Origin of the sequence: Marinomonas profundimaris, assembly GCF_000508165.1 — a bacterium.
Classification (GTDB): Bacteria; Pseudomonadota; Gammaproteobacteria; order Pseudomonadales; family Marinomonadaceae; genus Marinomonas; species Marinomonas profundimaris.
The window spans coordinates 196699-222226 of record NZ_AYOZ01000045.1 but is presented as its reverse complement, the minus strand read 5'-3'; the positions used below and the strand labels follow the sequence as shown (position 1 = coordinate 222226).

General features: G+C 46.8%; 24 protein-coding genes. 18 read left to right on the top strand and 6 right to left on the bottom strand.

Annotation, left to right across the window (positions count from 1 at the left end):
• Positions 1 to 29: 29 nt before the first annotated feature.
• The 3 genes from D104_RS33160 to D104_RS33150 all read right to left on the bottom strand — a co-directional run bounded on the left by D104_RS33160 (position 30) and on the right by D104_RS33150 (position 3126).
• Positions 30 to 890, bottom strand: coding sequence for a carbohydrate ABC transporter permease (locus tag D104_RS33160; protein WP_024024977.1), 861 nt, complete (start codon positions 888 to 890; stop codon positions 30 to 32).
• A gap of 9 nt (positions 891 to 899) precedes the next feature.
• Entirely contained in the window at positions 900 to 1835 is a 936-nt protein-coding gene (locus D104_RS33155; protein WP_024024976.1) for a carbohydrate ABC transporter permease, read from the bottom strand.
• Between the two features lie 94 nt (positions 1836 to 1929).
• On the bottom strand, positions 1930 to 3126 hold the full coding sequence (locus tag D104_RS33150) for an ABC transporter substrate-binding protein (protein WP_031215199.1): 1197 nt from the start codon (positions 3124 to 3126) through the stop codon (positions 1930 to 1932).
• Between the two features lie 302 nt (positions 3127 to 3428).
• Between D104_RS33150 and nagB the strand changes: the two genes are divergently transcribed.
• From nagB to nagA, 3 genes are read left to right on the top strand one after another with little or no spacing between them, the layout of a single operon-like run.
• Positions 3429 to 4229, top strand: a complete 801-nt coding sequence (gene nagB, locus D104_RS33145) for a glucosamine-6-phosphate deaminase (RefSeq protein WP_024024974.1) — start codon at positions 3429 to 3431, stop codon at positions 4227 to 4229.
• A complete protein-coding gene (locus D104_RS33140) occupies positions 4226 to 5107 on the top strand; it encodes a BadF/BadG/BcrA/BcrD ATPase family protein (RefSeq protein ID WP_024024973.1) in 882 nt (293 codons plus the stop codon). Before nagB ends, D104_RS33140 begins: the two co-directional genes overlap by 4 nt.
• Positions 5104 to 6240, top strand: coding sequence for an N-acetylglucosamine-6-phosphate deacetylase (gene nagA, locus D104_RS33135; protein WP_024024972.1), 1137 nt, complete (start codon positions 5104 to 5106; stop codon positions 6238 to 6240). The genes D104_RS33140 and nagA overlap by 4 nt, the downstream gene beginning before the upstream one ends.
• Here the strand turns inward: nagA and D104_RS33130 are convergent.
• From D104_RS33130 to D104_RS33120, 3 genes are read right to left on the bottom strand one after another with little or no spacing between them, the layout of a single operon-like run.
• A complete protein-coding gene (locus D104_RS33130) occupies positions 6237 to 7955 on the bottom strand; it encodes a SulP family inorganic anion transporter (RefSeq protein ID WP_024024971.1) in 1719 nt (572 codons plus the stop codon). The two genes, nagA and D104_RS33130, sit on opposite strands and share 4 nt — an antisense overlap.
• Positions 7956 to 7968: 13 nt before the next feature.
• A complete protein-coding gene (locus D104_RS33125; RefSeq protein ID WP_024024970.1) occupies positions 7969 to 9543 on the bottom strand; it encodes a bifunctional protein tyrosine phosphatase family protein/NAD(P)/FAD-dependent oxidoreductase in 1575 nt (524 codons plus the stop codon).
• 50 nt (positions 9544 to 9593) lie between these two features.
• Positions 9594 to 10472, bottom strand: coding sequence for an MBL fold metallo-hydrolase (locus D104_RS33120; RefSeq protein ID WP_024024969.1), 879 nt, complete (start codon positions 10470 to 10472; stop codon positions 9594 to 9596).
• A gap of 232 nt (positions 10473 to 10704) precedes the next feature.
• Here D104_RS33120 and D104_RS33115 point away from each other — a divergent pair, with 232 nt between their 5' ends.
• From D104_RS33115 to corA, 15 genes are all read left to right on the top strand, one after another.
• Entirely contained in the window at positions 10705 to 12081 is a 1377-nt protein-coding gene (locus D104_RS33115) for a sigma-54 interaction domain-containing protein (RefSeq protein WP_024024968.1), read from the top strand.
• A gap of 203 nt (positions 12082 to 12284) precedes the next feature.
• The gene (gene atpD / locus D104_RS33110) at positions 12285 to 13700 is read left to right on the top strand and encodes a F0F1 ATP synthase subunit beta (RefSeq protein ID WP_031215194.1); all 1416 of its coding nucleotides are present in this window, start codon (positions 12285 to 12287) and stop codon (positions 13698 to 13700) included.
• Positions 13701 to 13702: 2 nt separating this feature from the next.
• Positions 13703 to 14119 (top strand): F0F1 ATP synthase subunit epsilon, encoded by a 417-nt coding sequence (locus tag D104_RS33105; protein WP_024024966.1) that lies wholly within the window; start codon positions 13703 to 13705, stop codon positions 14117 to 14119.
• Entirely contained in the window at positions 14116 to 14481 is a 366-nt protein-coding gene (locus tag D104_RS33100; RefSeq protein ID WP_024024965.1) for an AtpZ/AtpI family protein, read from the top strand. Before D104_RS33105 ends, D104_RS33100 begins: the two co-directional genes overlap by 4 nt.
• Complete coding sequence (locus D104_RS33095) at positions 14471 to 14827, top strand: ATP synthase subunit I (RefSeq protein WP_024024964.1); 357 nt, start codon at positions 14471 to 14473, stop codon at positions 14825 to 14827. Before D104_RS33100 ends, D104_RS33095 begins: the two co-directional genes overlap by 11 nt.
• Positions 14824 to 15513 carry a F0F1 ATP synthase subunit A gene (locus D104_RS33090; RefSeq protein WP_024024963.1) on the top strand — a complete coding sequence of 230 codons (690 nt, stop codon included), beginning with the start codon at positions 14824 to 14826 and terminating at the stop codon, positions 15511 to 15513. The genes D104_RS33095 and D104_RS33090 overlap by 4 nt, the downstream gene beginning before the upstream one ends.
• Positions 15514 to 15571: 58 nt before the next feature.
• Positions 15572 to 15853 carry a F0F1 ATP synthase subunit C gene (locus tag D104_RS33085; protein ID WP_024024962.1) on the top strand — a complete coding sequence of 94 codons (282 nt, stop codon included), beginning with the start codon at positions 15572 to 15574 and terminating at the stop codon, positions 15851 to 15853.
• A 3-nt stretch (positions 15854 to 15856) separates the two neighbouring features.
• The gene (locus tag D104_RS33080; protein WP_024024961.1) at positions 15857 to 16681 is read left to right on the top strand and encodes a F0F1 ATP synthase subunit delta; all 825 of its coding nucleotides are present in this window, start codon (positions 15857 to 15859) and stop codon (positions 16679 to 16681) included.
• Positions 16665 to 18212: an alternate F1F0 ATPase, F1 subunit alpha gene (locus tag D104_RS33075; protein WP_024024960.1), complete on the top strand. Its 1548-nt coding sequence runs from the start codon at positions 16665 to 16667 to the stop codon at positions 18210 to 18212. The genes D104_RS33080 and D104_RS33075 overlap by 17 nt, the downstream gene beginning before the upstream one ends.
• The gene (locus D104_RS33070; protein ID WP_024024959.1) at positions 18209 to 19114 is read left to right on the top strand and encodes a F0F1 ATP synthase subunit gamma; all 906 of its coding nucleotides are present in this window, start codon (positions 18209 to 18211) and stop codon (positions 19112 to 19114) included. The genes D104_RS33075 and D104_RS33070 overlap by 4 nt, the downstream gene beginning before the upstream one ends.
• 303 nt (positions 19115 to 19417) lie before the next feature.
• Positions 19418 to 20824 (top strand): YfcC family protein, encoded by a 1407-nt coding sequence (locus tag D104_RS33065; RefSeq protein ID WP_024024958.1) that lies wholly within the window; start codon positions 19418 to 19420, stop codon positions 20822 to 20824.
• Positions 20825 to 20915: 91 nt separating this feature from the next.
• Positions 20916 to 22157 (top strand): arginine deiminase, encoded by a 1242-nt coding sequence (locus D104_RS33060; protein WP_024024957.1) that lies wholly within the window; start codon positions 20916 to 20918, stop codon positions 22155 to 22157.
• Between the two features lie 58 nt (positions 22158 to 22215).
• Positions 22216 to 23217, top strand: coding sequence for an ornithine carbamoyltransferase (gene argF / locus D104_RS33055; protein WP_024024956.1), 1002 nt, complete (start codon positions 22216 to 22218; stop codon positions 23215 to 23217).
• Positions 23218 to 23267: 50 nt separating this feature from the next.
• A complete protein-coding gene (arcC, locus tag D104_RS33050) occupies positions 23268 to 24197 on the top strand; it encodes a carbamate kinase (RefSeq protein WP_024024955.1) in 930 nt (309 codons plus the stop codon).
• A 71-nt stretch (positions 24198 to 24268) separates the two neighbouring features.
• The gene (corA, locus tag D104_RS33045; protein WP_024024954.1) at positions 24269 to 25510 is read left to right on the top strand and encodes a magnesium/cobalt transporter CorA; all 1242 of its coding nucleotides are present in this window, start codon (positions 24269 to 24271) and stop codon (positions 25508 to 25510) included.
• The last annotated feature ends 18 nt before the right edge of the window (positions 25511 to 25528 follow it).

Below are 25528 nucleotides of genomic sequence, written 5' to 3'. Positions count from 1 at the left end.
CCCCAAGGGTCGAAATACAAAAGTTAAATTTATTTGACCGCTCCGCTGGTTAAGCCGCGGATCAATTGTCTTGAGAAGATCGTGTAGAGAATCAGTACTGGCACAATGGCTAAAGTGAGCGCAGACAGTACTGAGTTCCAGTTCGTCACGTATTGGCCAACAAATTGCTGAACGCCTAAGGTAATGGTGCGAGTGTCTTCTCCCGGTGCCAGAATCAGCGGAAACCATAAATCATTCCAAATAGGAATCATGGTAAACACCGCCACAGTGGCCATGGCGGGTTTTAGAAGTGGCAAGATGATGCAGAAGAAAATTTTGTATTCGCTTACCGCATCGCATCGCGCGGCTTCCGTCAGCTCTTTCGGAATAGTGCGAACAAATTCCGACAATATGTACACAGCGAGTGGCAAACCTTGCGCGATATACACTAAAACCAAAGCGGTGAGTGTGTTGGCGAGGTTGAGCTCGACCATCAAGCTAAGAATGCTCACAGTACCGAGTCGAATTGGAATCATGATGCCCATGGCGAATAAGAAGGTGATAATGAAATTGCCGCGAAACTTGTATTCGGTTAATGCCCAAGCTGCCATGGCGCCCAGTAATAAAACCAACCCAACGGCAATCAGCGTGACCACTAAACTGTTCCATGAATACAAGCCAAAGTCAGAGCGTAGCAACACTTCTTGGAAACCCGCTAGGGTAAAAGAGTCGCTGTCAGGTAAGCCCAAAGGGTCTTTGAAAATGGCTTTTCGAGTTTTAAATGCATTGATGATCACGATGATTATGGGAAACAGCGCAATCACGGTATAAGCCAATAAAATCGCATGCACTGTGACACTTTTTGAAACATGGCGTGGCGATGAGGGTAAAAAGCCCTTTAGAAACGTCATCATGCCTCCTTAAAATTGGAATCGCTGAATGCGACGTTGAATAAAGAAAAGGAACAACATAACGCCCACTAAAATAATCAAAAACATCAGTGTGGCAACCGCGGCGCCCATGCTGGCACTGCCTTGTTGTAGCTGGAATCCAAAGAAGGTTCGGTAGAAGAAGGTTCCCATTAAATCCGTTGAAAAGTTTGGCCCTGCCAAGGCGCCTTTTACCGCGTAGATCAATTCGAATGCATTGAAGTTCGCCACAAAGGTCAATATCGATACCATGGCAATGGTTGGTAAGATCAATGGTAATTTAATGTACCAAAAAGTCTGTAAAGGGTTGGCGCCATCCACCACGCCTGCGTCGACAATGTCGTCAGGTATGTTCAGTAAAGTGGCGTAAATCAACATCATTGGGATGCCCACAAACTGCCAAACTGAAATAAAGCTGAGAGTAATTAAGGCGCTGCCTTCCTTGCCTAACCACGCATCAAAGTAATGGCCAAGGCCAATGCTATAGAGGAAGTTTTCCGAAATACCCCAAATAGGGCTGAGAAGTAGTTGCCAAACAAAGCCAATGATCACCACAGATAACATGGTAGGCATGAAAATTAAGGTGCGATACGTGCCAGACAAGCGCAGTTTTGGTGAGCTCAATAAGACGGCAAGCAAGAGCCCAATAGGGTTCTGGATCAGCATATGAATGGCGAAAAACTTAAAATTGTTAATCAAGGCATTCCAAAAAGCCTGAGACCAATTGTCGTCTGTGACTAGGGTGATGAAGTTCTGCAACCCAACAAAGGTGCTTTGTCCTTGTTGAGTACCAAACAAGCTTAAAAATAGCGTGTCGAGCAAAGGATAAACGCTAAACGTGCCGTAAATCAGCAGTGCTGGCGTCAGAAAAACAATAAGGTGCCAAGGAAAAGGCTTTTTTTCATCTTGGTGTTTGGGTTGGATCATAACGCTGTCTCGAATAATCGTACGGTATCAATAGTAGTCACGTCTTGAATCATCAAAGTAGGGAGGACGTGCGTCCTCCCTCGTATTACTCATTTTATTGTTGCGGTGCGTACCATTGCTCTAAGCCTTTTTGAGTTTCTTCGGCAGCCGCTTTGGGTGTCATGGTGCCGTTGATTACTTGTGCGCTGACATTCCAAAGTTGATTTTCTAAATTAGGCGTACCGCGAGAAAGGATCTGGTAGGAATTACGAATCGTCGATTCGCAATCGTCACGCCAGCTAATGAATTCTTGAGCGACAGGGTCTTTGATCGAAATTTTGTGATTAGACAAAGGGAAGAAGCCCGGTACAGCATTCGCGAATAATTCTGCAAACTCTTGGCTCGCCATCCAGTTGAGTAATTCACGTGCGGCGGCTTTGTTTTTTGAGCTGGCATTGATGCCAATCCCAATGTCCGTGTGATCGCTGATATAACAAGTGTCACCAGATTTTGCGACCAGTGGTGGGAAAGCCCCAAATTCAAAGTCGGCTTGGTTGTTGAAGGTTTGAATGTCCCACGAACCCGCTGGATATATCGCTCCACGACCTAGTGTGAAGAGGTTTTGGGAATCGGAGTATTTTTGTGCTTCAAAACCACGGCCAAGATACGGCTTCCATTTCGCCAGCTCTTTCCAAGTATCGACATACGGCTTGTCGGTCAGTTTGGCTTTGCCTTCAAGTAATGCTTTACGACCCGCTTCGCCTTTCCAATAATTTGGTCCAATGTTTTGAAAGCCCATGGTTGCGCTTTCCCATTGGTCGGCGGTGCCCATAACCAATGGCGTGTAGCGGCTTTCAGATTTGATGGTGTCGAGCACTTTAAAGAATTCACCTTGGGTTTTCGGCACCGAAAGATTCAGCTCTTTAAAGATTTCTTTGTTGTAAATGAAGCCGTGAATAACAGATGCCATCGGTAAGCAGAATTGATTTTTACCGTCGTCGGTTACCCAAGCGCTTTTTGCTACGCTCGAAAACTCACTGAGACCTTTTAGGTCATTGAGCTTGTCTAGGTAACCATTGGAATACAGGGTTAATGAAGTATCAAAAGGGCGGCAAGTAATTAAATCTCCCGCAGTGCCAGCTTGCAGTTTGGCTTGTAATGCAGAGTTATATTGCGTTGGTGGAGTGGGGGTGAAATTTACTTTTGTGTCGGGGTGACTTTTATTGAAAGCGGGGATGATGACGTCAGACCAGATATTTGCGTCGTCACTGCGCCAACTTTCTATATTTAGCGTTCCTGCCGCATGGGTCATGCTTGCACTGCCTAAAACAACGGCAGTCGCGAGGGCATACTTTGATACGGACAAGATAGAATGTGCATTCAACATGGTTGTTCTCCGTTTGTGTATTTGTGATGTGACTTGGTTTTTATTATTCAATAACTAAAATTGGTATTTTTTAGGTATTGTTTATTTTTAGAAATTAGCACCAATTATGCACTCAGGCAAACGGTTAAGTGAAATTTAAGGAAAATATTTTGACCTGATTGGTTTAAAGGTTCTATATTGGTATTATTATTTTGTTTTTATGGTAACGCTTCAAAGGGTCAATATTTATGCAGGTTATTATACTTCCGACGCCTAAAGACGTGGCTTTGTACGCGGCGAATCGTGTGGTAGAGGTGGTGACAAAAAATACCAATCCAGTGCTGGGACTGGCAACGGGGTCAACACCGATTGCGCTTTATAATGAATTGGTCAGTCGACATCGAGCGGGTGAGTTTTCTTTTCAAAATACAAAAACCTTTAATTTGGATGAGTATATCGGCATTGCTGAAAGTCACCCACAGAGTTATCGAACCTTTATGAATCGGCATTTATTTGACCTTGTCGACATAGACCTTAGTAATACCTATGTGCCTTTGGCCGACAGTTTGGACCCAGATGTACTGGCGCGTAATGCAGAGTGTTATGAGTCAGAAATCCTTTGGACGGGCGGTGTCGACCTACAAATTTTGGGCATTGGTGTGAATGGACATATTGGCTTTAATGAGCCTACGTCGAGTTTTGCTTCTCGAACACGAATTAAGACCTTGTCAAAATCCACCGTGGAAGCCAACAAACGCTTTTTTGCGGAAGGCGAGTTTCAACCGCATTTGGCCATTACGATGGGCATTGGTACTATTTTGTCGAGCAAATCAATCGTGCTAATGGCCACAGGAAAGGGCAAAGCGCAAGCGGTAAAAGACATGATAGAAGGGCCACTAACGTCCATGTGTCCAGCGTCTGTTTTACAGCAACATGAAAAAGCCATTGTAATATTGGATGAAGAGGCAGCCAGTTTATTGGCTTTACATGAGTACTATGTGTGGTGCGAAGAAAAACGTCTTCAGTTGCAAGAAGGAAAGTTAATATGACAGGGCTGTTTATTGGCGTTGACGGTGGCGGAACCTTTTGTCGCGCTCGACTGGTTGACGGCGAGGGAAACACACTTGGAGAAGCGGTTGCCGGATCTGGAAACCCACGAATTGGTATCGACGCCGCGTGGCAAAACATCATGAATGCGTGTTTAGAGGCGTGTCATCAAGGCAATATTGATGCAAAAGACTACGCCAAAATCACACTCGGGCTTGGGCTTGCTGGGGCGAATCAACCGCTTGAGCAAGATTTGGTCATGTCCCAATCATCGTTATTTGGTCGGCGTTATTTATTAACGGACGCGCATTCTGCCTGTTTGGGGGCGTTTGATGGTCAGGATGGCGCCTTGCTTATTTTAGGAACAGGCAGTTGTGGCGTTTTCTATCAGCAAGAGCAATTTCATATTGTTGGTGGTTGGGGGTTCCCCTTGTCAGATCAGGGCAGCGGTGCTCGTATTGGCTTGTCTGCGTTGGAATATTCTTTAGCCGCGCTGGATGGTATTTCCCCCGCGTCACCCATGACAGACAGCATTAATGCTGAGTTTTCTTTGTCGCCCGAACAGTATGTGTTGTTTCAAAACCGCCAACCCTTACCTAAAGAATTCGGCGCTTTTGCCATTCAGGTGTTTGAATTTGCACAACAAAAAGACCCTGTTGCGCTGAAAATTGTCGCTGAGCAGGTGCACTGGGTCAGTCAATATTTGGATTGTTTAATCGCCAAAGGCGCAGAAAAAATTGTGTTGGTTGGCGGTGTGTCAGAGGTTATTCGGCCTTATTTACCGGAACGTTTTTGTCGGTATTTATGTGAGCCAAAAGGCGACGCGATGGCAGGCGCGATTTTAATGGCCAAACAACAAATAGGAAGAATGGCGATATGACAACGATATTTGCAAAACGCCTATTTGATGGCGAGCATTGGTTGAGTAATCAAGAAGTTACCTTTGATGGCGATCGAATTGTTTCTGTTCTTGATGCAGAAATACCTGAAGATACCGAGAAGGATGTCGTCGACATTCTTGCGCCCGGTTTTATTGATGTGCATGTTAATGGCGGTGGCGGCACCTTGTTTAACCACACGCCGACGTTATCGGCATTGAAAAACATCGTTCAGATTCACGCCCAATTTGGCACGGTAGCGATGATGCCAACCCTCATTTCTGATGATTACGAGATTATGTCTCAGGCGCATCATGCGGTTTGTGATGCACTCAAGCAAAATATGGGCGGCATTTTAGGCTTGCATTATGAAGGGCCATATCTCAACCCTGTGCGCAAAGGCGTGCATAATGAATTCCAACTTCGTCAGCCCAATGAAGGCATTTTAGCGACCTTGTTGGATATGAGTCGGCGCGGAAAACTGATGGTGACGTTAGCCCCAGAACAGGTTAGAGAAGGTTTTATCGAATGGCTGGTGGCGGAAAAAGCCATTGTTTGCATTGGTCATTCAGCAGCCACCTATGACGAAGCGATGAAGGCCGTCGACAGTGGCGCGCGTGGTTTTACTCACTTGTATAACGCCATGACACCGTTAGCGAGCCGTGAACCTGGTGTGGTTGGGGCCGCATTGCAAACCAAGACACCGACATGGTGTGGTCTGATTGCCGATGGCCATCATGTTCATCCTGCTTCCATGCGCATCGCCATTGCCGCAAAAGGCTGTGAACACATGATGTTGGTGACTGACGCGATTCAAAGTGTTGGCTCGAGTGAAAACGAGATGGCATTTTTAGGGAAAAAAGTACGGCGCAGCGAAGGCAAGGTGACCACCGAAGATGGCACCTTGGCGGGATCCGATTTGGACATGGCCACCGCCGTTCGCAACACGATTTTTCTGATTGGACGAACACCAGCGGAAGCCTTTCAAATGGCATCGTTAAGGCCGGCCGAATTTCTAAGCATTGACGACGAATTTGGGCGTATCAAAGCACACTATCGAGCCAGTTTGGTCGCACTGAATGACGATTACCGCGTGACCAAAACGTGGATCGATGGCAAGGTCGTGTGGGGCTAATCTTCGATATTTTTCACTATCTCTGTAAACGCTTGATACTGGGATAAATACACGCGGCCACTTAGGTGTTGCAGAAAACCACTGCATTCTAAGTGGTCCATGACTGGGCCTTTTACCTCAGACAGTGACAGTCTGATGCCGAGCGCAATTAACTGGCTATTTAGCGATTCGAGCATTTCTAAGGCGCTAAAATCAATTTCATTCACCGCGCTGCATTGGATGACCACATTGGTGATTTCTCGACGACGATTGATGTTGTCCAGTATGCAGTCTTCAAGAAACGCCGCATTCACAAAGAACAAACTTTCGTCTGGGCGTAAACACAATAAATGCGGCGATGTTTTTACGTCGTAGCGTTTTACATTGCGAAAATGCTCAGTGCCTTCAATCAAGCCAACTTCTGCGACGTGCGGACGTGAAGTGCGCGATAAATGCAGCAAGATAGAAAGTCCCACGCCAGACGCCACGCCAACTTCCACGCCCAACAATAACGTTACGATAATCGTCGCTAAGACGGCGTAAAAATCCCCACGGGAAAATACCCACGTTTTTTTCAGAATAGAGAAGTCGATCAAGGTGGTTACCGCCACAATAATGGTCGCCGCTAGTGTCGCTTTAGGGAGAAAGAACAGAACCGGTGTTAAAACGAGGGAGGCGATCATAATGCCAATGGCGGTCATTACACCGGCAAGTTGAGTCACTGCGCCAGCATCAAAGTTAACAACAGAACGGGAGAATCCGCCTGTCACAGGAAAACCACCAGACACACCAGAAGCAATGTTGGCCGCGCCTAAACCGATGAGTTCTTGATTGGGTTTGACTTTTTCTCGGCGTTTGGCGCCTAAGGTTTTACCCACAGAAATGGACTCCACATAGCCAATAATAGAAATCATCAGCGCTGGCAGTGCCAAGCTTTTCACCAGTTCAAACGACGGTAGCGACAAACCGAAATGCGGTAAGCCAGCTGGAACAGTGCCGGTAATGGCGACACCATGCGCCTGTAGGTCAAAAGCGTAAACGATTGCTAAACTGGAGAGCACACCAATAATTGGGGCGGTTTTCGCCAAAGACGACGCGGTGGCATCGGGTAGTTTTAAGCTGAGAAAGAACGCCTTGGCATAGCGTCTGGCAAGCAGTAAAAAAGCCAAGACAGAGAGTCCCACTAAGAAGGTGACGGGTTTGAAATCACTCATGCTGTCAAACATACTGACAAATTGCGTAATCACATTATCGCCGTGAGCCTGAATGCCAAAAATATGTTTGAGTTGGCTAAGGGCAATAATAATACCGGAGGCAGAAATAAAGCCGGAAATCACCGAATGCGACAAAAGATTGGTGATCATACCAAGCTTCATGGCTCCCATAATGACCAGCATGGCGCCAGAAAGTAATGCCAATGTCACCGCACCAGTTAAGTAACTCGCGGTGCCTTGTTCCGCAATGGCCGCCAGCGACGTCGCAGTCATTAATGATGCGACCGCAACGGGGCCAACGGACAAAGACGTACTTGTCCCAAATAGAGCGTACAGCACCAAAGGCAAAATGCTTGAATACAATCCGACTTCTGGCGGAACACCAGCCAACATGGCATACGCCAAAGACTGAGGGATCAGCAGCATAGTGACAATAAAGGCGGCGGTGGCGTCTTGGCCAAATTGCACACGGTTATAGCTTTTCAGCCAAGTCAGTGCGGGGAATAAGCGTTCAAGCATCATGTTTAGACTCTCGTTATTTGCGCATTTTAGGTTTTACAAACCATTCATAGCCTTTTAGCATGCCGTGCCAATAGAAAGGAGGCAGCAGATCTTCTTTTAATATCCAAGCCAATCGTGTGGCTTTCGTACCGTCATTGAGCCAATTTGGGAAAGTGGGCATTAACGTGCCGCCGTAGCCAAATTCGGCTAAGACAATTTTTCCTTTTTCAACGGTCAGAGGGCATGAACCATAGCCATCGTACATCGCCCTAATGCTTCGGCCTTCGAATGCATCGACAATGTTTTGAGCGACAACGGGGGCCTGTTTGCGTGCGGCGGCCATGGTTTTGGCGTTCGGGGTATTGGACACGTCGCCAAGTGACCAAATATTACCAAATGACTTGTGCTGCAATGTTTCGTTGTCGACATCGACCCAGCCGGCTTCATCGACCAGCGGGCTGTTCCGAATAAAATCTGGTGCACTTTGCGGTGGGCAAACGTGCAACATATCGAACGTAGTTTCGACGATGATGGGCTGTTCGTTTTCATCTTTCGTGGCGAAATAGGCGCGTTTGTTTGGGCCATCTACTTTGACAAGGTTATGGCTGAAGCGTGTTTCGATCTGATATTTTTCAATGTAGCTTTCAAGCGCGGGAACATAGTTGGGTACGCCAAATAAAACGCCGCCAGCATTGTAAAAAGAGACATTGATTTCGTATAATTTGTCGTGTTTGAACCAGTGGTCACAGGATAAATACATGGCTTTTTGTGGTGCGCCAGCGCATTTAATTGGCATGGGGGGTTGAGTGAAAATCGCTTTGCCGCCTTTTAAATTTTGTGCTAATTCCCAAGTATAAGGGGCCAAATCGTAACGATAATTCGACGTGACGCCATTGCGCCCTAAGGTCTCCGACAATCCTTCTATGGCGTCCCAGTTGAGTTTAATTCCCGCGGCAACCACCAAATATTGATAGGCGATTTGTTTGCCGTTTTCTAGCGTGACTTTGTTGTCATTGGGATGAAATGTTTTGACCGAGTTTTTGATCCATTCAGTGTTTTTTGGGATCACATCTGACATGTTTCTTCGAGTGCTTTCTGCTTTAAAAACGCCGCCGCCGACGAGCGTCCAACCCGGTTGGTAGAAATGATTGGTCGCTGGGTCTATGAGGCAAATCTTCATGTTGGGTTTGCGTTTCAATAAGCTGGCGGCAGTGGAAATACCCGCTGTGCCCGCGCCAACAATGACCACATCAAACGCCATGTCTGATGGCGTTTCTGCTGATACTTCATTGGCCGCGTCCCAGATGACGCTAGAGCGGTTACCTGTTCGGCAGTAAGCATGAATTTTATCATTGCCCTTGATGGCGCTTTTGAAGGCGTCCACATCCGCTGGCTGCAGTTGTCCACCCACGAACGGAATGTGCACCGCGTTCATGTTTTTTGCTTTGGCGGCGGCTTCAATTTCCGCAAAAGGCAGTTGGCCTTCTTCTTCATTGTCAGGTCGATTACACACAATAAGCGTGACACCTGACTGCGATAAGGTTTCTACGTCGTCCAAGTTGATTTGCTCAGACACCGAATAATGATCTGTTATGTGTTTGCGTAACATGTTGTTCTCTCTATTTTTATTGTTCGCTTTATGTCATGACTTCGGTTGAGTTATTTGAAAGCATTCAATGGGATTTTTAAGTACGCCAAGCCGTTCTCTTCCGCTTCTGGCATGTGTCCTGCTCGCATATTGATCTGCAGCGAAGGCAAAATAAGTCGTGGCATCCCCAGTGTTTTGTCGCGCGTTTCACGTAACTCGACAAAGACCGATTTAGTCATGTCGCTCTTAACGTGAATGTTGCCTTCGCGTTGTGCTTTTACTGTCGTTTGAAACTCTAACGCACGGCCATTTGGGCAATAGTCATGACACATGAAAATACGATGATCATCGGGCAGTGCTAAGATTTTTTGAATCGAATCGAACAGTGTTCCAGCGTTGCCGCCGGGGAAATCCGCGCGAGCGGTGCCGGCATCTGGCATGAATAGCGTGTCGCCAACAAATACCGCGTCACCTAATGTGTGTGTGAAGCACGCAGGCGTATGGCCGGGTGTATGCATGGCTGTGCATTGCAGTGAACCCACTTTGTATGCTTCGCCATCACTGAATAAATGATCAAACTGAGAGCCGTCATGCTTAAAGTTGTCTCCTTCATGGAAGACGGTTGCAAAGGTGTCTTGTACGGTGGTGATGTGTTTGCCTATGCCGATTTGGCCGCCCAGCTTTTCTTGCAAATAAGGCGCGGCGGAAATGTGATCGGCGTGAACGTGGGTTTCAATCAGCCACTCTACATTCAATTGGTGCGATTTGACGTAGTCAATAATTTCGTCTGCACTGGTGTGAGAGGTGCTGCCTGAGGCGTAGTCAAAGTCCAATACGCTATCAATGATGGCGCAGCTCGAAGAGTCTGGATCTTTAACCACGTAAGAAAATGTATTGGAATCTTTATCAAAAAAAGCCGCTACAGTGGGTTTTGCAATTGTATTCGTCATTATGTTTCCCCTCGTTATCGCTTTTAAATAATGGATAACCGTTAAATGGTTTCATTACTTTGATAGAGCAGAATACGTGCCAATCTATTTTATTTATTTTAACTCTTTGAATTTTATGAATTTATAGTGTTTATGGCGTTTTTTTCATTAAATTAACTTTGACTAATATAGTGATGATTGCCATATTTGGCTTTATGTTTTGTCAAAAATGACAATATTTGTGGGGATGTCTATGGATATGATTGTGTCGGACTCGGTGTCACACAGCGGGTTAGCGAGTATGTTAGAGGGTTATGATTGCCCTGCGATTTTGGTGTCTGTTGATTATCAAATTTTAGCGATCAATCAGCATTATCGGAATGAGTTCGGCGAAGTTCCTGTGGCGAATCAATCCCGCTGTTACGAAGTGTCTCATGGTTACACTGTGCCGTGTGATGAAGCGGGGGAAGACTGCCCTTTGTCTTCCGTCCTCCAAAGTGGCCATAAAGAACGTGTGCTTCATATACATCAAACACCGCGTGGGAAAGAGCACGTCGATGTAGAAATGTTGCCGATACACGATGATCAAGGTCAGTTGCTTTTCTTTGTCGAACTGCTGCGTAGTATTTCCGTTGCCAGTGCTGAAAACATGAGTAACAAGTTGGTGGGCGCAAGCAAACGCTTCAATCAGATGTTGGAAAAAGTCACTCGGGTGAGCCGAAGCGATGCGTCTGTACTTTTGCTGGGAGAATCTGGCAGCGGTAAAGAGCTCGTGGCGACAGCGGTTCATCAGGGAAGCCAGCGAGCAAACCATTCCTTAGTAACATTAGAGTGTTCGGGCCTGACCGATTCATTGATAGAAAGCGAATTGTTTGGCCATGTGAAGGGGTCTTTTACCGGAGCGCATAATAATCGCACCGGTTTGGTCGAGTTGGCCAATGGTGGCACCTTGTTTCTGGATGAAATCGGCGACGTGCCGCTTTCCATGCAAGTAAAACTGCTGCGCTTGATTGAAACTGGGTCTTTTCGCCCCGTGGGTTCATCTGCCATCAAGCACAGTGATTTCCGTTTGATTTGTGCAACACACAAAAACTTGGCTCAAATGGTCAAAACAGGCGAATTTCGTCAGGATCTGTATTATCGAATTAATGTTTTTCCTATTTATGTGCCTTCCTTACGAGAGCGACAAGACGACTTGCCCCTAATGATCGCCACCTTGCTGAAACGCATTAGCAAACGAAAAGAATATCATCTGACCGATTCCGCCTTACAGACACTAAAACGATACGATTTCCCCGGTAACATTCGAGAGCTGAGCAACATCCTCAATCGCGCGGTTATTTTGACAGACACTAATTTGATTGAGCGAAGCACTATTCAGGAGTGTTTGAATATCGACAATGAACTCAGCCAACAGAGTGACAGCGGGTCAGCGCTTCATTTGGATTCGAGGACAGATGTCAGGGGGGCAGACGATGAAACTTGGGTGGATTTAAAAACAGTGGAAAGCCGTTATTTATCAGACTTGATGGCATTTCATGGTAATGACAAGGAAAAAGTGGCGGAAATGGCGGGAATAAGCCTTCGCTCTTTGTATCGAAAATTAGAGGCGTTACGATTTAATGAGTAAGTGATAATTATTCTTATATATCTGATGTAGGTCATTGTTTGTACTCTCGTCATTAGGGTAGTGTGGTAAGCATAGGAAAAAATACCGCGTACCAGTGGTTGAATACAGCGAGGGAATGTTAGGTATTCGGCATTGCTGATGAGATGTAAATAAAGGGATAAGTCATGACAGACTTGCAGGTTAGTGTAGACGAAGCAAAAGACATGACATCAGACAACACGGTACTAAATATAGGTACCGTCGTTTCAATACGTGGAAGTGTTGTAGATGTTCGCTTTGATCATCAGTTGCCGCCAATACGATCTTTATTACAAACAGGCGCCAATAATCAGATTTCCATTGAAGTTTTTTCCCAATTAGACGCCCATCGAATTCGCGGTATTGCGCTCACGCCAACCCAAGGTCTCGCCCGCGGCATGCCAGTGAAAGACACTGGTAAACCATTACAAATCCCTGTTGGAAAAGACATTTTATCGCGTATGTTTGATGTGTTTGGCAACGCGATTGATCAGAAATCCGCGCCGAAAGACGTTCAATGGCGCTCCGTTCACAATGAACCTCCTGCCCTCGAAAGACGTTCCACCAAGACTCAAGTGTTTGAAACCGGCATCAAGGTCATTGATGTGCTCATGCCGCTGGAAAGAGGTGGAAAAGCGGGTTTATTTGGCGGTGCGGGTGTGGGGAAAACCGTGTTGCTGACAGAAATGATCCATAACATGGTTGGCCAGCATGCGGGCGTGAGTATCTTTTGTGGTATTGGCGAGCGTTGTCGTGAAGGCGAAGAGCTGTATCGAGAAATGAGAGACGCGGGCGTGCTGGATAACATGGTCATGATGTTCGGCCAAATGAATGAACCACCCGGCGCACGTTTTCGAATTGGCCATGCGGCGTTGACCATGGCGGAATATTTTCGCGATGACGAACACCGTGATGTGCTGTTATTGGTCGATAATATTTTTCGGTTTATTCAGGCTGGCATGGAAGTGTCCGGTTTAATGGGGCAGATGCCAGCTCGACTTGGCTATCAACCCACCATGGGGACCGAACTGTCTCAATTAGAAGAACGCATTGCCAATACTGGTAGTGGTGCGATTACCTCGATTCAAGCCGTGTATGTGCCCGCCGATGATTTTACTGACCCGGCGGCGGTACACACCTTTTCTCACCTTTCTGCTTCTATTGTGCTGTCTCGAAAACGCGCCAGTGAAGGGCTTTATCCGGCCATCGATCCATTGCAGTCCAGTTCTAAAATGGCGACGCCGAGCATTATTGGTCGACGCCACTATGATCTGGCGCAAGATATTCGTCGTACGTTGGCACAATACGGCGAACTCAAAGACATCATCGCCATGTTGGGCATGGAGCAATTGTCACAAGAAGATCACAAGGTGGTTGGGCGTGCGCGACGACTAGAGCGCTTTTTAACACAGCCTTTTTTCACGACCGAGCAGTTTACTGGTTTATCAGGCAAGTTAGTCAGCCTTGAGGATGCATTAGACGGTTGTGAGCGCATCTTGAAAGATGAATTTGAAGATTACCCAGAAAACGCACTGTATATGATTGGTGCCATCGACGAAGCACATGCGAAGCACAAACAGCCCAGTGCCGAGGAAAAATAGACATGTCAGATGCGCAGATGACATTGAAGGTTTTGTTGCCTTATAAAGTGTTTGCTGAGGCGCAAAACGTCGTACGCATTGTGGCGATGACGCATCAAGGTGCGTTTGGTATTTTGCCTCATCGCTTGGACTGCGTTGCGTCGTTGTCTGCGGGAATTCTGGTATTTGAAACCGAAGGCAAAGACGAAGTGTATCTGGCCGTCGATGAAGGTGTTTTAGTGAAAACAGGGTTGGATGTTCGAGTGTCTGTGCGTAATGCCATGAGCGGCATGGGATTGGATGAATTACGTGTGGCGGTCGAAGAAGAATTTATGCAGCTTAACGAACAAGAACAAAAATTGCGCTCGGTATTAACCAAGATGGAAGGCGGTTTTGTGCAGCGTTTGGCGGCGTTTAAACAGGACACAACCTTGTTATGAAAGATGAGCCAAGCACGGACAAAAAGTCGACACAAAAACCGTCTGCGAGCGACAGTCAACAGAACTACAGCCAACACGTCGGTGATATGGCGCAACGAAAACTCAAAGCGCAACGTCATGTGACAAAAACCGTGTGGTCGGGTTTGGGTATGATGGGATTGGTTGGTTGGTCCGTAGCAATCCCCACGTTGCTCGGCGCCGCACTGGGCATTTGGTTGGATGATGAATATCCGGGTGGCCGTTCGTGGACATTGGCGCTGCTGGTTGTTGGTCTTTGCCTTGGTTGTTTTAACGCGTGGCATTGGGTCGAAAAAGAAGACAAAGACATTCACCAAGATGAGGATGAAAGCGATGTTAATTAACTTTGGTGACAACGTGTGGGCGAGTGGGGCGTTTGCTGCATTTATTGGTGTGTTGCTGGGGGCTTTTTATTTTACTGGGCTTTGGTGGACGGTACGTCAGTTGGATTCTCGTCGAAATGTGGCCCCCTTATTTTTACTCAGTCTGTTGCTTAGAATGGGGGTAGTCGTCGCCGGTTTTTATGTTTTTTTAAGCAACGATTGGCGTCAATTATTACTGGGGCTGTTTGGGTTTATGGTGATGCGAGTGTTTGTGACGCGTTACATTAAATCAAAAGAAGATACGGTGTTAATCCTGCCTGCGCTGGTTGGAAAAGACAGCCCGATTCAAACAGAGGAGCAGGAATGAACCTTAGTCCCGATCAACTTATTTATTGGCAAATGGGCTTTATCAAACTCAATGCTACCATCGTATTTACCTGGTTGGTGATGTTGGTTCTGGTGTTGAGTTCAATCTTGATTACTCGAAAATTGTCGACCCATTTGCAGCGCTCCCGCTGGCAGAATTTGTTGGAAGTGGTGGTGATCACTATTAATCAACAAATCGAAGAAGTGGGACTGAATCAACCTCACAAGTACCTCGGCTTTTTAGGTTCGCTGTTTTTGTTTATCGCGCTTTCTGCGCTCGGTACGATCATCCCCGGCTTTGAACCGCCAACGGGGTCGCTTTCTACGACAGCGGTGTTGGCGTTATGTGTGTTGGTGGCTGTGCCGATGTTTGGTATTCAAGATCAAGGGCTGGCGCGTTACCTTTCTACCTACACGAAGCCGACCATTATTATGTTGCCGTTTAATATTATCAGTGAGATATCTCGTACCTTGGCCCTCGCTGTGCGTTTGTTTGGCAACATGATGAGTGGCGCCATGATCATCGCCATATTGCTCACCATTACACCGTTTTTATTTCCTATTGTGATGACCTTGCTGGGGTTGCTCACCGGCATAGTGCAAGCCTATATCTTTTTCGTTTTGGCAACCGTGTACATCGCAGCGGCCACGAGTACGCAAAAAACATCGGCCGCTTCGGTCAATTAATCCTAATCACGATTTAACTATATGAACATTTAACTATATGAACATTTATGGAGTAACTATGGACAGCATGACAATTATTGCAGTGGTATCGATTATTACAGCGGGACTGACCATTGCCATTGGCGTTATTGGCCCATCGTTGGGTGAAGGTAAAGCCGTGGCGGTCGCCTTGTCTTCTTTGGCTCAGCAACCCGATGCATCTGCGACAATTACACGAACCTTGTTTGTGGGCTTGGCGATGATTGAGTCCACCGCGATTTACTGTTTTGTGGTGTCGATGATTTTGCTGTTTGCTAACCCTTTTTGGAATTACGGTATTGCCCAAGCGACAGGCCAATAAATTATGTTGATTGATTGGTTTACCGTCATAGCACAACTCATCAACTTTCTGGTTCTCGTTTGGTTGCTGAAGCGTTTTTTGTATCATCCTATTTTGGATGCAATCGATGCTCGTGAAAAACGCATTGCGGATGAACTGGCGGACGCGTATGAAAAAAGAGCCGAGGCAGAAAAGCAGCGTGAGGCATTTCAGCAAAAAAATGCAGACTTCATTGCGCACCGAGCAACCAGCATGGCAAATGTCACGGCAGAAGCGAAAGCAGAAAAAATACGCTTGCTTGATCTTGTTCGACAAGAATCCGATGCGTTGCGAAGCAAGCTGTCCTTGGCGCTTAAAAGTGAGCAACTTACTTTGCAGGATTCGCTGACTCAGAAAACGCAAGAGGAAGTGTTTTTGATCGTTCGTAAGGCGCTGAAAGATCTTGCTGAAACCAGTTTGGAGTCGAGCATGGCACGTGTTTTTATCGCACGATTAGCGGCCCTAAAAGACGAAGACAAAGTCAGCTTAACATCGACCTTTGAAAGCGCAAGTCAGCCTTTAATAGTTCATACCGCGTTTGATTTTCCAGAAGCGGAACGTTCGCTGATAAAAGCCGCGTTACAAGACATGTTAGGGGCATCTGCAGACATAGATTTTGCGAGTGATCCCAATGTAATAAGCGGCATAGAAGTGAATGTCGGCGGTCAAAAAATCGCATGGAGTATTGCCGATTATCTGGCGATACTGACAAAACATGTCAACCAAGTGATGCAGCTTCATGATGAAAGCCGCGACAAGGATCAAGCCATTGACGGCGAAGGGCAGGGTGGCCATGAAATCCATGTTTGATGAAATGTTCTCAGGTCTTTCGCAAGCGCGAGAATCCTTTGAAGCGGAATTGAAGCCACGAGAAGTGGGCATTATTACCAGTATTGCTACGGGTATTGCCAAAGTATCTGGCTTGCCGGGTGTTGGCTATGAAGAGTTGTTGAAGTTTCCCGGTGACATTTATGGCATTGCCTTTAATGTAGACGAAAATGAAATCGGCGTTGTGCTACTGGGTGATTATTGGCATCTTCAAGCAGGAGACGAGGTTGAACGCCTCGGTCACGTAGTGGATGTCCCAGTGGGAGACAGCCTGATGGGGCGAATTATCAACCCAATTGGTGAGCCGTTGGACGGAAAAGGCGCCATTGTTACCACCGAGCGTCGCCCAGTGGAACGTCCATCGCCTGCTATCATGGATCGTTCTGCCGTTAGTGTGCCTTTGCAAACGGGTATAAAAGTCATTGATGCTTTGATTCCAGTTGGTTTAGGGCAGCGAGAATTGATACTGGGTGATCGACAAACGGGCAAGACAGCCATTGCTCTTGATACGATATTAAACCAACGTGGCAAAGACGTTATTTGTGTTTATTGTGCCATTGGTCAGCGTGCTTCTGGTGTCGCCAAAGTGGTGGCAACATTGCAAGAACAAGGCGCATTGGAATACACCATTGTGGTGGTAACGGAAGGGAATGATCCGCCGGGATTAGCGTACGTTGCGCCGTATGCGGCCACCAGTATCGCTGAGTTTTTCATGGAGAAAGGTCGAGATGTTTTAATCGTCTATGATGACCTGACGCACCATGCTCGCGCGTATCGTGAATTGTCGTTATTGCTGCGTCGACCACCGGGTCGAGAAGCCTTTCCTGGCGATATTTTTTATATTCACTCGCGGCTTTTAGAACGAGCAACTCATCTGAGTGCCGCGCTGGGTGGCGGTTCTTTGACGGCACTGCCGATTATTGAAACCGAGGCGCAAGACATCTCCGCGTACATTCCGACCAACCTGATTTCCATCACCGATGGCCAAATTTACCTTTCACCAGCGTTGTTTGAGTTGGGCGTTTTGCCCGCTGTCGATGTGGGTAAATCCGTTTCTCGTGTGGGTGGTAAAGCACAGCGTGCGGCCTATCGAGGCGTAACGGTGGACTTGAAATTGGCCTATGCTCAGTTTGAAGAACTAGAAACCTTTGCGCGTTTTGGAGCAAGGTTAGACGACACAACACTTAAATCGATTGAGCATGGTCGACGCATTCGAGCGTGCTTAATGCAGCCTGAATTCGCCCCTGTATCAATGGCGGAGCAAATCATTGTATTGGTGGCGTTGACGGCGGACTTGTTTGATGACGTTTCTTTAGAAAACATGCCCGAGGCGGAGCAAGTGGTTCGCAAGGCGGCGGTCAACCTTTCAGATGATCTGATTGAGCGGTTGAACAGCGCAAAGAAATTAAGTGATGAAGATAAGAGTGTCATTCTTACGCTTGCTCGTGGCGCGCTACATGGTTTTTTTACCACGGTTAAGGGGAAAGAGTCTGAGTCGAGTGAGCATTCATGAGAGACAGCATTGCCAGCTTACGTCATAAAATCTCGAGTGCTCAAGACCTTCAATCGGTCGTTCGCAGTATGAAAACCATTGCGTCCTCGAGTATTGGGCAATACGAAAAAGCCGTGCATTCGCTGGACGATTATTATCAAACTGTCCAGTTAGGATTGGTGGCCTGTTTGTCGGCCAGTGGTAAGCAAGCGAAGGCGCCAGCGTTGGATTTGCCACCTGTGGCGATAAATCGATCACAAACAAAGGCACCTTCCGTGGGGGTCATTGTTTTCGGGTCAGATCAAGGGTTAGTTGGGCAATTCAATGACGTCATGGTTGAGTTTCTTGAGGCATCATTGGCCAGTATCTCAGGTGAAAAAATTGTCTGGGCGGTTGGCGAACGAATCCAATCACGTTTACTCGATACCTCTCTTAAAACTGGAAAAAGCTTCTCGCTGCCCGGTTCGATCCATACCATTTCAGAGCTGGTGGGAAAAGTGTTGACCGAGGTAGAAGCACAGCGGGAACAAGGTGTCGTGGATAAAGTGTACCTGTTTTATCATCGGCCTGAGCAAGGTTCTGTTTATCGTCCAGTGAGCCATCAGTTGTTGCCCTTGGATGCGGCTTGGCAAAACAATCTTGCCGATTTTCATTGGCCGACGAATAACCTTGCTGAAGTGATGCCTGACCAAGATAAAACATTGCGTGCGTTTGTACGTGAATACCTTTTTGTGAGCCTTTTTAGAGCGTGTGCAGAATCATTGGCCAGCGAAAATGCCAGCCGATTAGCCGCCATGCAACGGGCTGAAAAAAACATCGATGAGTTACAAGAAGACTTAAACCGTACATTTCACCGTTTGCGCCAAAGTGGCATCGATGCCGAATTGTTTGACGTCTTGTCAGGTTTTGAAATTCTCGACTAAATCCTCCTTTCTTTTCCTCTTACCGTTTACCTCAGTGCCATCAATATTTCAAATGCGTTCTCATCCTCTTACTTCCCCATGAAAGATTGATTTGGCGCAATGTTAACCAAAACCTGATGATGCATGATGAAACCCTATTAAATATTTAACAAAAATATTTAACGCGTTTTTTATTTTATTCTTTCACTTTGTTTTCGATGGTCACGAAGCTGTTTCGGCGCTACCACTTATGGAAATAAACGATGAATAGATGTTTTTTAAAAACAAAAATAAAAACCTCTCTATTTGGAAAGGGCGTTCATTATGACTTTTAAATTTCCAACCGCGTACACCATTCTTTTTTTGCTCATTGCTTTAGTCGCCGCCGGTACTTGGCTGGTTCCTGCTGGGCAATATGACCGTATTCAAAGCGAGGCATTAGGAAAGGAAATCCCAGTCCCTGGCACGTATCAGCAAGTTGATTCGAACCCTCAAGGCGTTGTGGATGTGTTTCTCGCGCCCATCGCTGGCTTTTATGATCCTGATAGTTATGAAGCTGCTGCGATAGATGTCGCTTTGTTTGTCATCATTATTGGCGGTTTTTTGGGTGTGGTGAAAAAAACCGGGGCGATTGATACCGCCATATCCCGTGAAATGGTGACACTGAAAGGCCATGAAAAATGGATGATACCGATTCTGATGGCACTCTTTGCCGTTGGCGGAACGACTTATGGCATGGCAGAGGAGTCACTGGCTTTTTATGCTTTGCTTATTCCCGTTATGATTGCCGTCGGTTACGACGCGGTGGTGGTGGTCGGCATCATTCTATTAGGTGCGGGAATCGGTACGCTCGGTTCAACCATTAATCCTTTTGCAACGGTTATTGCGGCCAACGCTGCAGATATTCCGTTTACCCAAGGGATTGGTTTGCGCTTTTTCATTTTGTTTAGCGGTTGGTTGGCGTGCGTTATTTATGTGATGCGTTATGCGGCGAAGGTCCGAGCGAACCCTGAACTGTCTATTGTTGCCGATCATCGTGCGGACATTGAAGCGCAATTTGGTAAAAAAACAGACGCTGAAAGTGTCGAAAAACTGACGATTGCCCAGAAGATTGTGCTGGTTATTTTTGCTTTGACGTTTGCTGTGATGATCTGGGGGGTATCCAGCCAAGGCTGGTGGATGGCGAAAATGGGCGCACTCTTTATTGCATCGGCCATTTTGATTGGTTTTGTCACTCGAATGGGAGAGAAGACCTTTACTGAAGTCTTTATCGATGGTGCACGCGACCTATTGGGCGTGGCCATTATTATCGGTATTGCGCGCGGTATTGTTGTGATTATGGACGCCGGTCATATGACAGACACCATTCTGCATTTGGGTGAAGACACACTGAGTGGCTTGTCCTCTGTCGTCTTTATCAATGCAATGTTTGGCATTGAAATTCTTATGTCGTTCTTTGTTCCTTCTTCCTCCGGTTTGGCCGTATTAAGCATGCCTATTATGGCGCCGTTGGCGGACTTTTCTGGTGTAGGCCGAGAGTTGGTGGTAACGGCGTTTCAGTCTGCCAATGGTTTGGTGAATTTGTTTAATCCTACGTTTGCGGTGGTGATGGGTGGATTAGCCATTGCCAAGGTGCCGTATGAACGCTGGTTGCGTTTTGTTTGGCCACTGCTGTTGATCCTTTGCGTCATCATTATGGGCGGGCTGAGTGTGGTCGCGTTGAGCGCTTAAGTCATGATATTGGCGTCTTTTTTCGCTAGGCCTTTATGAGTCGAAATTTTGTCTAGCCATGTGTTTTTTACCTACTTTATAGGACAAGAAAATGATCGAATTTGGTGTTCATTCTGAAATTGGTAAGTTACGTAAAGTGATTGTGTGTCAGCCGGGCCTTGCCCATTCACGACTGACTCCGGCCAACGCCGCAGAACTACTGTACGACGATGTTTTATGGGTTCAGCAGGCACGAACAGACCACATGGACTTCTGCATGAAAATGGAAAGTCGTGGTGTACAAGTGCTTGAGTTTGGTCAGCTATTAAAAGAAACCGTGCGCAATAAAAAAGCCAAGGCGTGGATTCTTGATCGTCGCATTAACGAAAACCAAGTCGGCGTTGGCATGCTAAACGAATTACGCAGCTGGCTTGATGGTATGCCGGCCGAACAGTTAGCCATGTATTTGATTGGCGGTATTGCGTCGCATGAATTGCCCTTTAAGCCTCATGGCATGTTTGGCAATTATTTAGGCGAAGACGGTTTTGTGATTCCTCCGTTACCGAATACGCAATTCACTCGCGATAACAGCAGTTGGATTTACAACGGCGTCACGGTGAATCCGATGTATTGGCCAGCGCGCCGACCTGAAACCTTATTAGTTACCGCAATTTATCGGTTTCATCCGGCTTTTACGCCTGCATTTAATAATGGCGATTTCAAAATTTGGTGGGGCGACCCAGACAAAGACCACGGACCAGCAACCGTGGAAGGCGGTGATGTGATGGCGTGGGGCAATGGCAGTGTATTGATCGGAATGGGCGAGCGCACCTCGCCACAAGCCGTAGGGCAGATTGCCCAAAGACTGTTTGATGAAGGCGCAGCGACTCGCGTCGTGGCGTGCCAAATGCCACGATCCCGTTCCGCGATGCATTTAGACACGGTGTTTAGTCATTGTGATCGCGACGTGGTCACGGCCTTTGTCGACGTGTGTGATGAGATTCAATGTTACAGCCTGAGACCAGGTGATAACGCTGAAAAAATCGATTTCCGTAAAGAAAAGAAACACCTGTTTGATATCGCGGCGGAATGTTTAGACATTAAAAAACTCAACGTAGTGCAAACCGGCGGAGACAGTTATCAGAAAGAGCGCGAACAATGGGACGACGGCAATAACGTGGTGGCGTTGGAACCCGGCGTGGTTGTCGCTTATGACCGTAATACTTATACCAATACCTTGTTGAGAAAAGCCGGCGTGGAAGTGATTACCGTCAGCGGTGCTGAATTGGGTCGAGGTCGTGGCGGCGGTCATTGTATGACGTGTCCTGTGTGGCGCGATCCTGTGGATTATTAATCGTATTGCGGTGCTCGCTACATTGAGCAAACGTTTGAATTTATAAAGGAATGCAACCATGTCATTTAATTTACGTAATAGAAATTTTCTTAAGTTATTGGATTTTACGCAACGCGACGTGAACTTTTTATTGGATTTATCTCGTGACCTTAAGCGAGCGAAATACACCGGAATGGAACAGCAGGGATTAAAGGGCAAAAACATTTGTCTGATTTTTGAAAAATCCTCAACTCGTACTATGTGTGCGTTCGAAGTCGCTTCATTTGACCAGGGCGCGCAAGTGACTTATCTAGGGCCTTCTGGTTCTCAAATTGGTAAGAAAGAATCGATGAAAGACACCGCTCGTGTATTGGGGCGAATGTTCGATGCAATTGAATACCGTGGTTTTGGTCAGAAGGTGGTAGAAGAACTGGCTCAATACGCAGGCGTGCCTGTTTATAACGGCTTAACGGATGAATTTCACCCGACACAAATGCTGGCTGATTTATTAACCATGCGCGAGAACTGTGGCAAACCATTGAGTGAAATACGTTACGCCTATGTGGGAGACGCTCATTCCAATATGGGGCATTCATTGATGATTGCTGGGTGTTTAATGGGAATGGATGTGCGCATTGCGGCGCCTAAGTCCTTATGGCCAAGTGACGAATTCTTAAAACCAGCACGGGAATTAGAAAAACGCTACGGCGGCAAATTGACCATCACGGAAGACCCAAAAGAAGCGGTTAAGGATTGTGACTTTATTCATACCGATGTGTGGGTTTCTATGGGCGAGCCAGATTCTGTTTGGGAAGAGCGAATCAAGTTACTCACGCCTTATCGCGTCGACCAAGCCTTGATGGACGCAACAGGCAACAGCGCAACCAAATTCATGCATTGTTTGCCCGCGTTCCATAATCGCGACACGCATGTTGGCGAAGAGATTTATCAGAAGTTTGGTATCAGCGAAATGGAAGTGTCCGATGAGGTGTTTGAATCCGTTGCGGGCATTCAATTTGATCAGGCAGAAAATCGGTTGCACACCATCAAAGCCATGTTGGTGGCGACACTTGGAAGCTAGCCAAAATAGACGCTGGCCCATTCACTCACCTTGGTAGAAGGAATAACTAAATGCGAATATTAGTTGCTCTCGGTGGCAACGCCTTACTTAGGCGAGGCCAGCCCTTAACCGCTCAAGCGCAGCGAGAAAATATTAAAATTGCTGCGAAAGCACTGGCAAAAATTGCCATGAATAATGAGTTGATTATTACTCATGGTAATGGTCCGCAAGTCGGCTTGCTGTCATTGCAAGGCAATGCTTATAAGCCCGATGAATTGTACCCTTTGGATGTGCTCGGCGCAGAAACAGAGGGCATGATTGGTTACATGATCGAGCAAGAGATGGGCAACCTGGTGCCATTTGAACGACCATTGGCCACCTTGTTGACCATGGTGGAAGTGGATCCAAAAGACCCTGCGTTTAAGGATCCATCTAAGTTCATTGGCCCTGTATATGAGGAAGCAGAAGCCAAAAAACTGGCCAAAGAGAACAACTGGAGCATTAAACCTGACGGTCAGAAATGGCGTCGAGTGGTGCCTTCGCCTCTGCCAAAACGTATTTTTGAAATACGTCCGATTCGTTGGTTACTGGAAAAAAATACCATAGTGATCGCCAGCGGCGGTGGTGGTATTCCGACCATGTACGACGCGGATAATTATCTTTTAGGCGTCGAAGCAGTGATTGATAAAGACTTGTCGAGCGAATTACTGGCGCGTGAGTTGGGGGCGGACTTATATATTATGGCGACCGACGCCGAAGCCGTGTTTTTGGACTGGAGCACACCGGAACAAAGAGGCATTAAATCGGTGAATCCGGCAGCTTTAGCCGAATACGCCTTTGCCGCAGGTTCCATGGGGCCAAAGGTCAATGCCGCCCGTCAATTCGCTGAGAAGACCGGTAAAGTCGCCGCGATCGGAGCTCTGACGGATTTAGAACACATCGTTGCTGGGACGGCGGGAACAAGGGTCAGTAAACACGTTGCGCAATTGGAGTGTTATTAATAGTATCTCCGTAGATGTTTTTCTCATAAAGAACCTTCTTGGGCCGATTATGAGTTCATTACGGAGTAATTATGACAACTGACGACAGCGTTTTAGGTTCATCAACCGATAAAAGTAACAATGCTGCGAATGATCGAGCCGTAGGGGTGGAGATAGGCACCGTAGGAAACAGTGCAAATTTGCTGGGCTCGACGTTGGGTTTATCGGGCGCTAGGCAAAGTACGCCTTATCGTGTCACACCTGGCGAATTAGCGGGTATCGATCATCTTGCTGATGCGTCTGTCCCGCCTAATCCCGGCAGTGTGAGCGTGAGTTATATTGATTACTCGGCGACAAAAATTGAAATGGGCGAGGTGACTGATCTTGCTGAATTTCTTGCTAAACCAGTGCCGGAATGGGTGAACTCAAGGTGGTTTAACGTCAGTCATCCTCATCCATATGTGATCAATCAATTTCGTCATCATTTTGATTACCATACGTTAACAGCAGAAGACGTCATGCATGTTCCTCAGCGACCCCGCGTGGAGTTCTTTGATGATCATGTGTTTGTCGTACTGCGCATGCTGAAGTTGGTTGCGACCACAGACAATTCGTCGGTGAGTGGTTTATTGGATGCGGAACAAGTGAGCCTCTTACTTTACGATAAAGTGCTTATTACTTTCCAAGAGAAGCCGGGTGATGTCTGGCAACCCATTTTAGAACGGCTGCAAAAAGACAATGTGCGAATTAGGAAAAATGGCGCGGATTATTTGCTCTACGCCTTGCTCGATGCCATGGTTGACCATTGCTTTCCTGTCTTAGAACAATATGGCGACCTTCTAGAAGAGCTTGAAGTCGTTACGTTAGAAAAACCCACACCTGCCGTTTTACATCGAATTCATGCGGTTAAGCGCGAGCTGTCGTTGTTGCGACGTATTGTTTGGCCAATGCGAGAAGTGATTGATCAGCTTTACCGTGAAGAAGAAGGTCGCATGGGCGAAGCAACGAAACCTTACCTTCGTGATGTCTATGAACATACAATCCAAATTGTTGAAATCATTGAATCTTATCGAGAAATGATCAGTGGCCTGACGGACCTTTACATGTCCGCGGTGTCTGTTCGCACGAACGAAATCATGAAAGTGTTAACGATCATGTCATCAGTATTTATTCCTTTAACCTTTATTGCGGGTGTTTACGGGATGAACTTTGAGTACATGCCAGAGCTCACCAAGCGTTGGGCGTATCCTGCTATTTGGTGTGTTTTCGTTGGTATTACCTTAGGAATGGTGTTCTTTTTTAGACGGCGTGGGTGGTTGGGCGGTGGCCAGTAATTTTTTTCATTTTTAAAA

Excerpts from the sequence above, each read along its gene's own strand:
- D104_RS33160 (WP_024024977.1), bottom strand. The coding sequence starts at position 890 with ATGACGTTTCTAAAGGGCTTTTTACCCTCATCGCCACGCCATGTTTCA.
- D104_RS33155 (WP_024024976.1), bottom strand. The coding sequence starts at position 1,835 with ATGATCCAACCCAAACACCAAGATGAAAAAAAGCCTTTTCCTTGGCAC.
- D104_RS33150 (WP_031215199.1), bottom strand. The coding sequence starts at position 3,126 with ATGACCCATGCGGCAGGAACGCTAAATATAGAAAGTTGGCGCAGTGAC.
- nagB (WP_024024974.1), top strand. The coding sequence starts at position 3,429 with ATGCAGGTTATTATACTTCCGACGCCTAAAGACGTGGCTTTGTACGCG.
- D104_RS33140 (WP_024024973.1), top strand. The coding sequence starts at position 4,226 with ATGACAGGGCTGTTTATTGGCGTTGACGGTGGCGGAACCTTTTGTCGC.
- nagA (WP_024024972.1), top strand. The coding sequence starts at position 5,104 with ATGACAACGATATTTGCAAAACGCCTATTTGATGGCGAGCATTGGTTG.
- D104_RS33130 (WP_024024971.1), bottom strand. The coding sequence starts at position 7,955 with ATGATGCTTGAACGCTTATTCCCCGCACTGACTTGGCTGAAAAGCTAT.
- D104_RS33125 (WP_024024970.1), bottom strand. The coding sequence starts at position 9,543 with ATGTTACGCAAACACATAACAGATCATTATTCGGTGTCTGAGCAAATC.
- D104_RS33120 (WP_024024969.1), bottom strand. The coding sequence starts at position 10,472 with ATGACGAATACAATTGCAAAACCCACTGTAGCGGCTTTTTTTGATAAA.
- D104_RS33115 (WP_024024968.1), top strand. The coding sequence starts at position 10,705 with ATGGATATGATTGTGTCGGACTCGGTGTCACACAGCGGGTTAGCGAGT.
- atpD (WP_031215194.1), top strand. The coding sequence starts at position 12,285 with ATGACATCAGACAACACGGTACTAAATATAGGTACCGTCGTTTCAATA.
- D104_RS33105 (WP_024024966.1), top strand. The coding sequence starts at position 13,703 with ATGTCAGATGCGCAGATGACATTGAAGGTTTTGTTGCCTTATAAAGTG.
- D104_RS33100 (WP_024024965.1), top strand. The coding sequence starts at position 14,116 with ATGAAAGATGAGCCAAGCACGGACAAAAAGTCGACACAAAAACCGTCT.
- D104_RS33095 (WP_024024964.1), top strand. The coding sequence starts at position 14,471 with ATGTTAATTAACTTTGGTGACAACGTGTGGGCGAGTGGGGCGTTTGCT.
- D104_RS33090 (WP_024024963.1), top strand. The coding sequence starts at position 14,824 with ATGAACCTTAGTCCCGATCAACTTATTTATTGGCAAATGGGCTTTATC.
- D104_RS33085 (WP_024024962.1), top strand. The coding sequence starts at position 15,572 with ATGGACAGCATGACAATTATTGCAGTGGTATCGATTATTACAGCGGGA.
- D104_RS33080 (WP_024024961.1), top strand. The coding sequence starts at position 15,857 with ATGTTGATTGATTGGTTTACCGTCATAGCACAACTCATCAACTTTCTG.
- D104_RS33075 (WP_024024960.1), top strand. The coding sequence starts at position 16,665 with ATGAAATCCATGTTTGATGAAATGTTCTCAGGTCTTTCGCAAGCGCGA.
- D104_RS33070 (WP_024024959.1), top strand. The coding sequence starts at position 18,209 with ATGAGAGACAGCATTGCCAGCTTACGTCATAAAATCTCGAGTGCTCAA.
- D104_RS33065 (WP_024024958.1), top strand. The coding sequence starts at position 19,418 with ATGACTTTTAAATTTCCAACCGCGTACACCATTCTTTTTTTGCTCATT.
- D104_RS33060 (WP_024024957.1), top strand. The coding sequence starts at position 20,916 with ATGATCGAATTTGGTGTTCATTCTGAAATTGGTAAGTTACGTAAAGTG.
- argF (WP_024024956.1), top strand. The coding sequence starts at position 22,216 with ATGTCATTTAATTTACGTAATAGAAATTTTCTTAAGTTATTGGATTTT.
- arcC (WP_024024955.1), top strand. The coding sequence starts at position 23,268 with ATGCGAATATTAGTTGCTCTCGGTGGCAACGCCTTACTTAGGCGAGGC.
- corA (WP_024024954.1), top strand. The coding sequence starts at position 24,269 with ATGACAACTGACGACAGCGTTTTAGGTTCATCAACCGATAAAAGTAAC.